The organism is Streptomyces cadmiisoli (assembly GCF_003261055.1).
Taxonomy (GTDB): Bacteria; Actinomycetota; Actinomycetes; order Streptomycetales; family Streptomycetaceae; genus Streptomyces; species Streptomyces cadmiisoli.
The window spans coordinates 49,423-62,461 of the sequence record NZ_CP030074.1; the positions used below are offsets into that span (position 1 = coordinate 49,423).

9 protein-coding genes and 1 pseudogene are annotated in these 13,039 nt (G+C 69.8%); 7 read left to right on the plus strand and 3 right to left on the minus strand.

All coding sequences use genetic code 11. The annotated features are described in order from the left end of the window. The first annotated feature begins 577 nt into the window (after positions 1-577). The 7 genes from DN051_RS41060 (at position 578) to DN051_RS46035 (ending at position 6,830) form a co-directional block, all read left to right on the plus strand. Positions 578-1,519 carry a L,D-transpeptidase family protein gene (locus DN051_RS41060; RefSeq protein ID WP_053758865.1) on the plus strand — a complete coding sequence of 314 codons (942 nt, stop codon included), beginning with the start codon at positions 578-580 and terminating at the stop codon, positions 1,517-1,519. 715 nt (positions 1,520-2,234) lie between these two features. Beyond that, a complete protein-coding gene (locus DN051_RS41065; RefSeq protein ID WP_162625165.1) occupies positions 2,235-2,636 on the plus strand; it encodes an SsgA family sporulation/cell division regulator in 402 nt (133 codons plus the stop codon). Positions 2,637-3,105: 469 nt separating this feature from the next. Beyond that, entirely contained in the window at positions 3,106-3,336 is a 231-nt protein-coding gene (locus tag DN051_RS46985; RefSeq protein ID WP_246041257.1) for a suppressor of fused domain protein, read from the plus strand. A gap of 209 nt (positions 3,337-3,545) precedes the next feature. Continuing rightward, the gene (locus DN051_RS41075; RefSeq protein ID WP_159054030.1) at positions 3,546-4,118 is read left to right on the plus strand and encodes a hypothetical protein; all 573 of its coding nucleotides are present in this window, start codon (positions 3,546-3,548) and stop codon (positions 4,116-4,118) included. A gap of 140 nt (positions 4,119-4,258) precedes the next feature. After that, a complete protein-coding gene (locus DN051_RS41080) occupies positions 4,259-4,783 on the plus strand; it encodes a SigE family RNA polymerase sigma factor (protein WP_053758862.1) in 525 nt (174 codons plus the stop codon). Between the two features lie 98 nt (positions 4,784-4,881). After that, positions 4,882-5,487, plus strand: a complete 606-nt coding sequence (locus tag DN051_RS41085; RefSeq protein ID WP_112442925.1) for a hypothetical protein — start codon at positions 4,882-4,884, stop codon at positions 5,485-5,487. Positions 5,488-5,747: 260 nt separating this feature from the next. Next, the gene (locus tag DN051_RS46035) at positions 5,748-6,830 is read left to right on the plus strand and encodes a DUF6518 family protein (protein WP_199315040.1); all 1,083 of its coding nucleotides are present in this window, start codon (positions 5,748-5,750) and stop codon (positions 6,828-6,830) included. A 116-nt stretch (positions 6,831-6,946) separates the two neighbouring features. Here DN051_RS46035 and DN051_RS41095 read toward each other — a convergent pair whose 3' ends face one another. The 3 genes and pseudogenes from DN051_RS41095 to DN051_RS41105 all read right to left on the minus strand — a co-directional run bounded on the left by DN051_RS41095 (position 6,947) and on the right by DN051_RS41105 (position 12,990). Beyond that, positions 6,947-10,753 (minus strand): S8 family serine peptidase, encoded by a 3,807-nt coding sequence (locus tag DN051_RS41095; RefSeq protein WP_112442927.1) that lies wholly within the window; start codon positions 10,751-10,753, stop codon positions 6,947-6,949. Positions 10,754-11,111: 358 nt separating this feature from the next. Beyond that, positions 11,112-11,239 (minus strand): annotated as a pseudogene (locus DN051_RS46990) (ASCH domain-containing protein); the annotation flags it as partial. 143 nt (positions 11,240-11,382) lie between these two features. Then, entirely contained in the window at positions 11,383-12,990 is a 1,608-nt protein-coding gene (locus DN051_RS41105) for an MFS transporter (RefSeq protein WP_112442929.1), read from the minus strand. Positions 12,991-13,039 lie beyond the last annotated feature (49 nt).

Here is a 13,039-nt window from a genome sequence, read left to right on the forward strand (position 1 = left end):
GGCGGGGAATGTGGGTCCGAGGGCTGGCCTCATTCGTCCACGTCCTATTGTGGTCACCCCATCAGGCCTTCCGCCGCCCTGAGTTGCGGCAACACTTGTCGTCGTGACACGGCGACAGTGCAGGAGTCGGGGAGTACGTGGTAGATCCCGCGGCTCTGTCGGCAAGAGGCCCACACGAATGGATGCTGGTACTCGCCAGAAGACCGCACTGTCATGCCTTCCAACTTGCTGAGACGGAAGCGGGATCCCTCATCTCGGGTTCCTGCGTGAGGGACGCGTCTCGTCCACCTGGCTGAACCAGTACGCCATCGACAGCTGCCACAGGAACACACTTCACAGGCATGTACTGGTGCCGGGCGGCCATTTGGCCTCGGGATCGCTGAGCAATGCGACAACGGCACACCGGCTCAGTGCTCTGCCCTGAGCGCTGACATTCGCCCCGGGGACTGTGCTTGCCGGACCACGAATCTTTGGATGCTCCCGAGCATCGCCTCACCGAAGGCTCACTCAGGTCCGTTCCCCACGGCTATGACGCGTCCTCCTCCGGCCTCCAATAATTTGACCGTAAGGAACACACGTGACGCCCCATACGTCCACACCGTTCGCGCGATCTCGTCGAATTGTCGTCGCAGCCACCGTCGGCGGGGCACTCCTCCTGACGGGGTGCTCCGACAAGAGCGACGAGGCAGCCGACAGCGTCGGCGTGGAGCCCGCCGACTCCAGCCTCGCCTCAGAAACCGAAGCCGCCAAGGCGAAGGCATCGCCGACATCATCGGCATCGGCCACCAGATCCCCCTCCGCTTCGGCATCCCCCTCAGCCGCCGGCACCGCGTCCTCGAGCGCCGATCAGAGCCGCTCCGGTGACGGGAGCAGCACCAGGCAGGGCAGTGGTTCCACCGCCGCGGACGCCGGGAGCGAGAGCGGTCCGAACTTTCCCGTTCCCGTGCAGGTCGGCAACGCCACACAGGTGATAACGGTCAAGGCCAGCGGTTCCTATGCCACCGTGACGGCGTGGGCCAAGGGATCCTCCGGGTGGAAGGCGCAATTCAGCACCACGGCAGGCCGGGTCGGTTCGAACGGCGTGACCGCCGGGGCGACCCGGCAGCAGGGCACATATACGACGCCGTCCGGCACGTACACGATCACGGAGGGCTTCGGTGTCGAGTCGAGCGGTACCGCCATGCCGTACCGCAAAGTCGTGAGCACCGACTGGTGGGTTCAGGACCCTGAGTCGAAGTTCTACAACTCCATGCACAGCGAAGAGGGTGCCGACTTCCCGCTGACGGAGGCGGGCGAACGTGGCAGTGAACGTCTGATCAACTATCCGACTCAGTACGCGAAGGCGCTTGTCGTCAATTTCAACCGCTGGCCTGCCGTACCCGGGCGCGGCGCGGGAATCTTTCTCCACGTCAATGGCAGCGGGGCGACCGCCGGGTGCGTTTCTGTGCCCAAGGCCACCATGGACCAGTTCATGAACTGGATCTCGCCGTCCGCCCATCCGAGAATAGCCATTGGCTGACCGTACGCCGTAAGGGTCGTAGGGGTGGCGTCGTCGAACTCGGCGACTCCCTGCGCTGGAGCCCTCCGGGGGTGTGTATGTCCCCCCGGGGGGCTTCGGCGTTTTACGGGCAAGCGCCACAGATGGGCGCCAACTCGACCCGGTGCCCGCTGCGCACCGGGTGCCTGTGCTGGCCGTACTGGGCCAGGGACCATTGAGGCCACCCGGATGTGCTGTCCCAAGCCCTGAACTGAGCAAAAATGGTGGAGCGCCGGCTGAGCTTCTGGCGGATTGGCGGATTGCAGGGGCTTGGGCTCAGCCGGCGTCACCATGACGCGCCACCTCGCCGATGCCGGCGTTGCCGGGGCGGCGCGCCCCTTCTCCCGCACTGTCGGCCGGAGTTGTTCGCCGCGCGGTCCGGATGTTCCCGGGCGTTCCGATGAAGCGGGCCGAAGGAGACAGGCGTCACACACACCCCGCTTCTTGTCACACCCGGCCGTGCCGCCGTGGTCAATGATCCGTGTGGCCGATCGGTGCTGTTCATGATCATTTAGTCGACGCGTCAGGACTCGACCGGTCGTGTCTGATGAATGCCTGCCGGCGAGCGGGAAGATCGGAGCGGATGGTGCCGGGCTGCGATGCCTTCGACACTCATGACGAGGGCGGGTCGGATCGTACGGGTGACAGGGGCCGGGAGGCCGACGGCGCGGGGGGTGCGACCGGCCGGCGCGGAAGGGTGACGAGCCGGACGATGGTGTGCCTGGTCGGGGAGGACGGGTATCTGCGTGTCGGAACGAGGTTCCGGTACGACAGCGCTGACCCGTACGCGGTGTCCGTGGTGTTCAACGTGGACACCGCCACGCCCAACAAGTGGGAATTCGCCCGCGAACTGCTGGCGGCCGGCCGGCAGGAGCTCAGCGGTACGGGCGACGTCCAGATCTGGCCCTCCGAGATCCTCGGCTCCACGGTGGTCTTCATCTCGGTGCGGTCCGGAACGGAGGTGGAGGTCGTCGCGGCTTGCGCGACGGTGATCGACACGTTCCTCGAACGCACCCATCAACTCGTGCCGCCAGGGGAAGAGAAGCAGCACCTGGACATCGAGGACATCGTCTGCCGACTGCTGGACCAGTCAGCGTGACCGGGCGGACGCGCTTCACCTGACCCGTGGTGACCTTGTGACCGACGTGCGTGTCACGGACGCGACCCGGTTGCGGCCGTACTCCGGTACCTGGGCCGGCCCGTGAGATCCTCTCCGCCATGTCGGAGTGCGAGCGCAGCCGGCGGGCGACAGCGAGCGTCGAGGTCCACGTTCGCGGCTTCTTCGCCGGCCATGAAATCACGGTCGGCGACTACGACCTGGGGCTTGGACGAAGGGAAGCGGTCCCGCACTTGAGGATCCTCACCGTCAGCCCAGGACCGCGCGCCGACAGCTGGGCCTACATCACCGCCGGCTGCTGGGCCACGGCCGAGAGGGACGGCCACGGTCTGGAATTCATCCTCACCGGGCCCGTCCGCGACCGGCGTTTCGCCGATCTCCTGGCCATGACCGCCTACTACCACGCCTCTCACCACGTCGACCTCGAGCACAGTCTGCCCATCGGGGAGCCGTGGCTGCCCGGGTCCCGCTGCGACCACCTGCTGATCAGCCTTCCCTACCTGCACGGCCCGAGCTGGAGCGCTGCCCGCTGCCGGACGGTCATGCCCGCATCCTGTGGGCTCTGCCGGTCACCGCGGCCGAGATGGCGTACCGCCGCGAGCACGGCCACGAAGCCCTTGAGCGGCTCTTCGACGAGCACGCCATGACTCCGACCGATCCGAGACGACCATCCGTCGTCTGAACGGATCCGTGGTGTGCCGGGCCGGAGCTGAGGGCTGCGGCTGGCAAGCGCTGCGCGCCGTCGGTGGGCCAACGGCGCTCCGGTGAGCCGGTGTTCGGCAGTCGGTGGCGGATCGTGTCATCGGGATGCGCGGTGGACGGAGTTACAAGGGGTGGAGAGGCGCCCTCCACCCCGATTGCTCGCAACGATCCGCAAGGAGTCCTGCATCCATGACTCGGATGACGACAACGAAGAAGTGCGTGGCCGCCGTGGTGGTCGCAGCCGCGCTGGCGGCAGTGCCGGCGGCGGCTCAGGCCGTCGCGCCGGAGCGGGCGCCGGCCGCCGCCGAGGCTCAGAGCCGGTCCGCCGAGGCGGCCGGACGTGTCGCGGGGTCGGTGCGGGTGGTGGCGCCGGATGAGCGTGTCCAGGCCGGGGCAGGCGTCGAGCTGTGGCTGACCGAGGAGGGCAAGCACTGGTCGACCCCGGAGATGGACTACCAGTTCCGCAGCGTGGTCGACGGCAACATCGACCTGAGCAGGCCCAGCATCGGCCTGATGACGGAGGTCCTGGGCGACCGCTACTTCCTCTCCGGCATCTACGTGACCAAGAACACCGCCGTCCGGGTCGTCGTCGACACCAGCGACGGCAAGGTCACCGGCTCCGTGATCCGGCTGGCCGGCAAGCCCGGCTGGGGTGTCTGGTACACCGATGTCCCCCTCCACGACGACCTGGCCGTCAACAGCGTCACCCTCTACGACCAGCACGGGAAGAAGATCGCCTCCCTCACCCCCTCCCGCCCGTAGGCGCCCTGGGCCCTGATGGCCTTTCAGAGGTGACCTCCTAGGCGAGGGCCGGACCCGTCCGGCCCTCGCCCTCGCCTCTGCCCCCGGCCCCATTCAGCCGGCGCTCCCCCAACTCCCCCCAACCTCAAGGATCCGTTGTCGTGACGCACGAGAGCCACGCCGACTTCACCGAGTTCGCCACCGTGGCCTGGCCCCGCCTGGTGCGTACGGCTCATATGCTCACCGGCGATTTCCACGAGGCCGAGGACCTCGTCCAGACCACGTTGGCCAAGATGTACGCGCGGTGGCGGAAGATCCCGCGTGACGAGGTCAACGCCTACATACGCCGGGCTCTGGTCAACAACAACATCAGCCGGGTGCGCAAGAAACGTATCGCCCACTTGCTCATGCCGTTCCTGCCCGAGTCGGTGCACCGGTCGCACGGCGGGCACGCCGAGGCCGTCGAGCAGAGCGCCGTACTCGTCCAGGCCCTCGCGGTGCTGTCCGCCCGCCAGCGTGCCGTGGTGGTGCTGCGCTACTGGGAGGACATGAACGAGCAGGAGATCGCCGAGGTGCTGAACTGCTCCGTCGGCACCGTCAAGACGCATGCCCGGCGCGGGCTGGAGGCCCTGCGCACCCATCCCCAACTCTCCCTCCACCCAGCCGACCAGGAAGCGAAGCGCTGATGTCCCGGACTTCTGGGCCCGCCCCTCAGCCTCGGTATGAAGCCGAACGACTGCATGACGCATTCAGCGAGGTGGCCGATGGCCTCACACCTTCTCCCGTGCCGCTGGCCGCCATCGAACGGGCAGGCCGTGCCAGGCGGCGCCGACGCACGGCGGGGCTGGTGATCGGTTGCGGCCTGCTGCTGGCTCCGCTGGCCGCCCTCACCGTCCGCGCCGTCCTCCCCGATCACGCGCCTGCGGAGCAGAACAGGGTCGCGGCCCATCCGACGCCGCCGGACAACCCGGCTGTGGACACCGTGCGGGTGGTGGCGCCGGGCGAGCGTGTCGAGGCCGGGGCGGGTGTCGAGCTGTGGCTGACGGCTGACGGCAAGCACTGGTCGACACCGGAGATGGACCAGCAGTTCCGGAGCGTGGGCGAGAGCGACATCGAGATTCCCCGGCCTCGCGTGGGGCTGCAGGCGGAAATCCTCGGCGACCGCTACTTCCTGTCCGGGGTGTACACGGGGACCGATGACGCCGGCCGTGTCGTCGTCGACACCAGCGACGGCAAGGTCACCGCTTCCGTGGTCCGGCTGGCCGGTGAGCCCGGCTGGGGCGTCTGGTACACCGACGTCCGCCTCCACGACGCCCTCGCCGTCAACAGCGTCGCCCTCTACGACCAGCACGGAAAGGAGATCGCCACCATGACCCCCGCCCAGCCCTGAGGACCTCGTGGCGGGCCGGCGGCGAAGCGTCGAGCGCTACGCGTCCCGGTGTCGGCACCGACGTGTTGGTTAGTGCATAATCTAATCAATACCCATGGCGGCTATGGAAAGGTGTGTGACGTCCCGAGGCCGGAGCAAGGGCTTGCGCCGCCGTACGGCGCACCGGCATCCCGTGCCGGCGACCGGGCGTCGGCGACCCGGCGACCGCGACGGCGACTTCAGGCACCTCTTGACGTACTCGCACCGATCGATCGGACATCATGGCGACGACCACGCCGACCGCTCTCTCCGTACCGCGCTCCCCGGCCCTCCCCGCGGCGGGGTGGGGGCTCGCCGCGGGACTCGCCCTCGGCGTGCTCACCAATCTCGCCCAGGGATGGCTTCCCGGGCACTCCAACCAGACAGCCAACTCCGGAGCGGTCTGGTCGGCCGCCGCCTTCGCCGTCGGCGCGGTCTTCGCCGGCCGGGTGTCCCTCCTGGTCGCCGCGGTGACCGGACTGCTGACCGAAGTCGGCCTGGTCATCGGCTACTACGGTTACGCCGAATTCGGGCGCGACGGCATGGGCGACCTCGAATGGCCCCTGGTCTGGCTGGTCGCGGCCTGTGTGGCCGGCCCTCTCTTCGGTGTGGCGGGCATCTGGTCGCGCGCCGGCGGCAGCAGGACGCTTCGTATCGTCGGGACCGCCGCTTTCGCGGGCGTCTGCGGCGGAGAAGCCATCTACTACGCACGGGCGCTGAACTACTGGATCGAGGCAGCCGGCCTGATCCTGGTGCTGCTCCTCGTCTCGCTCCTGCTGCCCCGCACCATGAAGGACCGCGCCCTGACCTTGTCGGTCGCCGCCGTCTTCTCCGTCGTGTCCTACGTCGGCGTCACCACGACGGGCAATGTCTTCAAGCCCGAGCCGACGATCGGCAGCGTCCGGGGTCTGACCGCCGCCGAACTCCGGGCGACCGTGGTCGCGATGGTGCCGTCGGGGTTCGAAGTGACCGCGCAAGGCGGTCAGAACGGCGAGAGCGCCTACGTCGTGGTGACGGACGGCAAGGCGTCCTCCCGTGTCGACGTCAACGTGCAGACGGGAATGTCCTGGGCAAAGGACCAGCTGTTCGGCGGTTCCACCCGCCTGTCGGACGGAACGCTGCTGGCCACGTCGAAGCAGACGGACAGCGCGAGCGGCCTGGTCACCTGGTCGGCCGACACCCTGCGCGAGGGCGGGCTGCGGGTCGCCGTCACCGCGTACAACGCCGACGACATCGACCGGCCGGCCGCCGGTACGACACCCGTGCTGACCGTCGAGCAGCTCACCGCCATGGCCACGGACGAGGAGTGGGCGCAGCTCTCGTGATGCGCGGGTGACGCTCGACCACGAGACATGACACGGCGGGTGCCAGGGGCCTGAGGCCTCTGACACCCGCCGTGCTGCTGCGGCCGGGTCGGGCCGCGGTGTGATTACTGTGCGGTTCAGGCGCCGCGGTGCTGGTAGGCGCGGTCGACCGTCTGCTGGACGCTGTTGCCGGCCGCGTCGGTCGCGGTCACCCGCAGCGTCACGTACGCGTCACCGTGGACGCGCGAGGGCCGCTCGACGGTGGCGGTGAAGCCGCTGCCCTTGCGGGCCGTGGTGGCCCGGGTCCAGCTCTTGCCGTCGTCGTACGACGCCTCGACCTTGAGCTTCACCCCGCTCGGGGCGGCCAGGCCGTCCTGCATGCGGACACCCAGGCCGAGGGTGTGCTTGCGCTGCGAGCCCACCGCGTTGCGCAGGTCGACCGGTACGTCGTAGTCGAGCTGGAGCATCGGCAGCACGGTCTTGGTGCTGGTCGTGTCCGAGCGGAACGTCCACGAGGTGCGCGTGCCGGTGCCGAAGCGCCAGTTGTCGGAGGCGCGGCTGGTGGCCAGGTCGAGGCGGTACTCGGCGTTGCCCGCCGGCACCTCGAAGTTGGCCCATGCGCCCTGGCCGGACTCCGCGATCTGCTTCCCGTTGCGGTACAGCACCGCCTCGGACTTGTCGCTGACGCCGCCGAACTGGGCGTGGGACCAGTGGACGGTCTCGGAGGAGTCGTTGAAGTCCGAGACGTACACGGCCAGGTTGTTTCCGTCGCGCACCGACGGCAGGTGCCCACCGCGCGGGATCGACGGACGGACGACGGCTCGGTACCAGTCCTCCGTGGTGCGCTGACCGGGCCGGTAGGTGTGCAGGTCGTCGCGCATGCCGCCCTGCAGCGGCGAGGCGAGCTGGTCGACGGGGCCGTACGCGACGGCGTGCTGCCACTGCGTGTCGCCGGTGCTCACGTACTCGACGCGCTCCTGTCCCACCGGGACGTAGCGGTCGTACCCGTAGAACGCGACGTTCTGGTAGGGCCGCCAGGCGAAGCGCTGCTCGCTCGCCCAGGTCGGGGCGCCGGTGCGGGTGTAGCGGCCGCTCACCTGTGCCGTGTCCCGCTCCGAGACGTTGAAGACCGCCTGCGCGGGGACGGCGCTCTTGGTGAGCGCCAGGTCGTACATGTACGGGCTGCGCACGGTGCCGGAGAACTCCACCTTCGTGGTGCCCTTCCTCACCCGCTCCAGCAGGGCCGCGCCGTCCGCCGAGGAGGCGCGCAGGACGGGCAGGACCAGCCGCTCACGCACCGGCAGCCATTCGGCGCGGTAGCTGACACCCGCGGGATACACCACCATCAGCGCCTCGGCGCCCGCGTCCAGCGCGGCACGTTCGAGTGCGGCGCTGTCGTAGCCGCCCGAGTAGTCGTCCCGTACGACGGCCAGCTTGCCGCGCACGCCGCGGAAGCTGGGCGCCTGCGCCGTGCCGGCGTCCGCGGCGGTCAGCCGGACGCCCTTGTCGCTGAAGGGCGGCGACATCGGGTCGTAGGAGGGGGTGAGCTCCAGCGGACGGCCGGAGACCTTCGCCCGGAGTTCGGGGGCCTTCATCTGCGTACGCAGGCTGAACTCGAAGGCGCCGTCGGTGACCGGGGCGGTGGCGTTGGTGTAGTAGTGGTCCGTGGGCCAGATCATGGTGCCGACGTTGCGGACGTTCCCGTCGATCTGGCGGTAGTAGACGGCGTCGAGGATGCCGTACCGCTCGGCGGGGCGGGGCGTGTTGACCTTCACCTCGCGCGCCTCGGCGGCGTTCAGCGTCACCGTCATGTCCTTGGTGACCTTGGCCTCGGGGACGACGACGTCACCGTACCTGGCGGTGCCGTCCTCGCCGCTCTCGTAGAAGCCACCGCTGATCTGGTACGTGCCCTCTTCCACGAAGGCGACGCCCGCGTGCGGGTCCGTGAAGTCCACCACGCCGTCGGCGCCCCAGATCTGCGCATACGCACCGGGGACGACCTCGCCGTCGCGGTCGCGGAAGACGACGGTCAGCCGGTGCTTGGGGGCGTGCACCGCGAGGGAGACGGTGGTGTGGGCGAGCACGGTGCCGTCGGCTGACTTCGCGGTGACGTAGCCGAAGTACCGGCCGCGGACCGCCTGCGCGGTGTCGGTGCTCAGCGGGACCTGCGCGGTCGCGCCGGGTGCCACCTGCACGGTGCCGGAGTCGACGCTGACGACGCCGTCCGCGAGCGCGCGGCCGGAGTTGGTGGCCAGCTTGACGGACAGGGACAGCGTCAGCGGCTTGTCGCCGGTGTTGGTGTAGCGGACGGTCGCCGCCTGGCGCGGTCCGCTCTCCTCGCCGAGGTCCACCGCGGGCAGCGCGAGGGTGCCGGTGGCGGTGAGCGGGCCGGTGGCCGTGGCCAGGTCGACGCGGCCGCCGCCCTGCTCGGTCACCTTGGTGCCGGCGACCGTGTGGGAGGTGCTGATCAGCGCGTCCTTGAGCTGCTGCGCGCTCCAGTCGGGGTGCTGCTGGGCCAGCAGCGCGGCGGCGCCGGCGACGTGCGGGGTCGCCATCGAGGTGCCGTCGAGCGCGATGTAGTCGGCGTTGACCGGGGTGCCCAGCGAGGTGCCGGCCGCGCGGGCGGCGATGATGCCGACGCCGGGGGCGGTCACATCGGGCTTGACGGTGTCGTCGCCGTAGCGGGGGCCGCGGCTGGAGAAGGAGGCGAGGGTGTCGTCGCGGTCGACGGCACCGACAGTGAGGGCGGCGTCGGCGGCGCCGGGCGTGCCGACGGAGTACTGGCCCGGGCCCGAGTTGCCCGCGGCGACGACGAAGAGTGTGTCGGTGGACTCGGTCAGGGCGTTGAGGGCGACGCTCATCGGGTCGGTGCCATCGGTGCGGACGTCCGCGCCGAGGCTCATGTTGACGACCTTGGCGCCCTCGTCGGCCGCCCACTCCATGCCGTCGATGATCCCCGACTCGGAGCCGTAGCCGTTGTCGTCGAGGACCTTGCCGATCAGCAGGTCGGCCTTGGGCGCGACACCGCGGCGGGTCCCGCCGGACGCGGCACCGGTGCCGGCGACGGTCGAGGCGACGTGCGTGCCGTGACCGAAGTGGTCGCCGGTGTTGCCGCTGCCGGAGAAGTCCTTCGCGCCCGCGATCCGGTCGGCGAGGTCGCGGTGGTTCGCGTCGATGCCGGTGTCCAGCACGGCGACCTTGACGCCCTGGCCCTCGTAACCGGCCTTCCACGCGGCCGGGGCGTTGATCTGCGCGGTGCTGCGGTCCAGCACCGCCTCCACCTTGCCGTCCAGCGCGATCCGCGGGGTGACCTCGGCGCGCGCGGCGTCCGACTTCTTGCCCGGGTTCAGCGTCTTCCAGAAGGCAGCCAGGTCCTGGCCGGCGACCCGCACCGAACGGGCGTCGATGCTCTCCAGGCTGCGGGCGGGCGCCTTGCCGGAGTTGAGCGCCACCAGGCGGTCGGCGGTCGACGCCGCGGCCTTCGCCGCCCGATCCGTGACACGGGCACCCGCCCGCGACGGCTCCGGCAGCGAGGAGACGATCAGCGGCAGCGCGGAGGTGTGGGCCTCGTCGAAGCCGTCCTCGATCAGGGCCGTCACGTCGAACAGCCGACGGTCCAGAGCGCCGGCCGACACCAGCGGCTCGGCGTCGAACGGCATGACCGTCAGCGCCTTGTCGTCGCCCTCGATCCGCTTGAACGGCATGTGTTCGCGGCCGGGTCCGGGCTCGACCGACACGACGCGCCGCCCCCCGGGCAGCGTCGTCACGGTCACCCGGTCACCCGTGATCAGCCGCACCGTGGCGGATGAGCCCTTCGTCGCGGCGGTGGGACGTGCGGCGGCACCGGCAGGAGCCGACTGCGCCGTGGCCACGGCCGGCACACCTCCGGCGACCAGTACCAGCCCCGCCGCTATCGCCGCTCTGAGGCGGCTTCTTGAAGACATGAGTTAGAGCCCTTCGTCCACCTGCAATTCACAACCCGGCCGATCATGCGTGGAAGAGTTCGAAGGCGTCTACGAATTGAGATGGCGCAACCGCGACATGTCCTAACTCCGACACGCGCTGCCCTCAAGCGGTCGAGCGGGGTGCGCGAGAGGCTCGCGACGCTGACGCGACTCCCAGTTGGCGCAACCGCGACATGTCCCAACCACGACATGGGCGTGGCGCGCCCTCGGGCCGTCCGGCGGGGTGCGGGAGAGGGGCGCGGCGCTGATGCGAAAGCTGCCGGGATGCCCTGCGGTCGGCTCGGGTGGGAACCGTGGGGCCGGCCTACTGAGGCAGCAGCTCGATCCGGACGGCGAGCGCGCCGAGGGCTTCGAGGTGGGGGTACTTCACCCGCACCTCGATCGTCTTCCGTCCGGCAGCGACGAGATCGGAGTGCGGCGGTAGAGGTTCAGCTTACGAACGCGATCAGCGGCGCCTTCCGTCATGAGGCGGAACGCTCCTCGATACGTGTGCTGCGGCGGTTGTCGGGCGGCGTACACGGACAAGGATGGCAAGAGTCCGGTCGCGGCCGGGAGGAAGGCACCTGTGCCATACGGGGATTGCGTGCGCAAACGCCATGGCCGCGGGTTCAGGGGGAACCCGCTGTGGTGGGTTGTTGGCGTTCGCCCAGCTTCCTTCTCGGCAGGTGGCGGGTGAAGGGGAAACCCGCCAGGGTTACCGCCGCCGTGGCCAGGACGGCTGCCTTGAGTGCCTGGATCTGCGCGTCGGCGTACGCGTCGACGATCGCGTCGGCCTCCGCCGGTGGCAGGTCGGCGCGTTGGGTGGCGGCTCGTACGTGGTCGGTGCTGACGAAGCTGACTCCGGCCTGGAGGGCGATGCCGGTCTGTTCCCGTGCCGCCTGTGAGATGGCGGGGTTGTCCTCGATCCGGGTCGTGAAGGCGTTGACCAGGGCCCCGATCAGCAGCGATCCGATGAGCGCTGTGCCCAGGGAGGAGCCGAGGTTCTGCGCGGTGTACTGCAGGCCGCCGACCTCGCTGCGGGCGCTCTCCCCCACGGCGGACTGGGTCACGTTGCCCAGTTGGGAGGCGAGCAGGCCCATGCCGAGTCCGAGCAGGCCCATCGCCCAGGCGAAGGACTGTGTGTCGATCTGCGGCTCGACCGTGGCGAGCAGCCACAGGATCGCCGCGAGCAGCACCAGGAGGGCGAGTCGTACCACCGTGCGGGGCCCGGCGAACCGTCCGATGAGGGGCCCGCTCATGGCGGACACCAGCATGGTGGCGGACACCGGCAGGAGTTGCAGGCCGGTCTCGAAGGCGTTGTAGCCCTGCACGACCTGGAGGTACAGCGGGATGGTGAAGAACAGGCCGAGCAGGATGAGGTTCTGGTTGAGCAGCATGGTCAGGCCCGCGCGCAGCGGCGGCACGGTGAGCAGAGAGAACCGGATGAGGGGTTCGCGTTCCCGGGTCTCCTCGCGTCTCTCCCATTCCCGGAACAGCCACAGGACGGCGATGCCGGCCGCGATGACGAAGAGGGTGAGGGAGAAGCCGAAGACGGTGACGGGGGAGTTCCGGGGCCGCAGCCATCCCCACGTACTGCTCTGCAGGACGCCGAGCACCACGAGTGCGAGCCCCAGCGCCGACAGGACGGCGCCGACGGCGTCGAGCCGGATGCGCGGACCGGTGCGCGGTTCGTCGGGAATCCACTTGATGCAGCACAGCATGGCCACGACCAGCACGACTTCACCGGCGAAGACCAGCCGCCACGTCAGGTACGTCGTCACCCAGCCGCCGACCAGTGGTCCCACCGCGATGCCCGCTCCGGCCAGGCCGCCGATGACCCCGTAGGCGACGGCCCGGTCCCTGCCTCGGTACGCTCCGGCCACCAGGGCGGCGAGGGCGGGCAGGACCAGCGACGCGCCGAGCCCTTCGATGACGGACCAGCCGAGGACGAGGGTCCACAGGGCCGGGGCCACCGCGGTGAGCGCGGATCCGACGCCGTACACGGCCAGGCCGAGCGCGAACGTGCGGCGCCGTCCCAGCATGTCGCCCAGCTTCCCGCCGGTGATCATGAAGGCGGCCATGACCAGGGTGTAGAGGGTGATGACGCCCTGGATGGCGGTGACGTCCGTGTCGAAGTCCTCCACCAGCTGGCTGATCGACACGTTCATCACCGACGTGTCCAGAACCATCAGGAACTGTGCCGTCCCCAGGACCATCAGAGCTCGCCAGCGCCGCACCTCGTGACCTCCGCGGGTGTGCGCCGGGCCGGTGCGCGGCGCTCGGTAT

What these genes read in the sequence shown, in the direction of transcription:
- DN051_RS41075 (WP_159054030.1), top strand. Translation starts at nt 3,546, where the DNA reads ATGACTCGGATGACGACAACGAAGAAGTGCGTGGCCGCCGTGGTGGTC.
- DN051_RS46035 (WP_199315040.1), top strand. Translation starts at nt 5,748, where the DNA reads ATGGCGACGACCACGCCGACCGCTCTCTCCGTACCGCGCTCCCCGGCC.
- DN051_RS41095 (WP_112442927.1), bottom strand. Translation starts at nt 10,753, where the DNA reads ATGTCTTCAAGAAGCCGCCTCAGAGCGGCGATAGCGGCGGGGCTGGTA.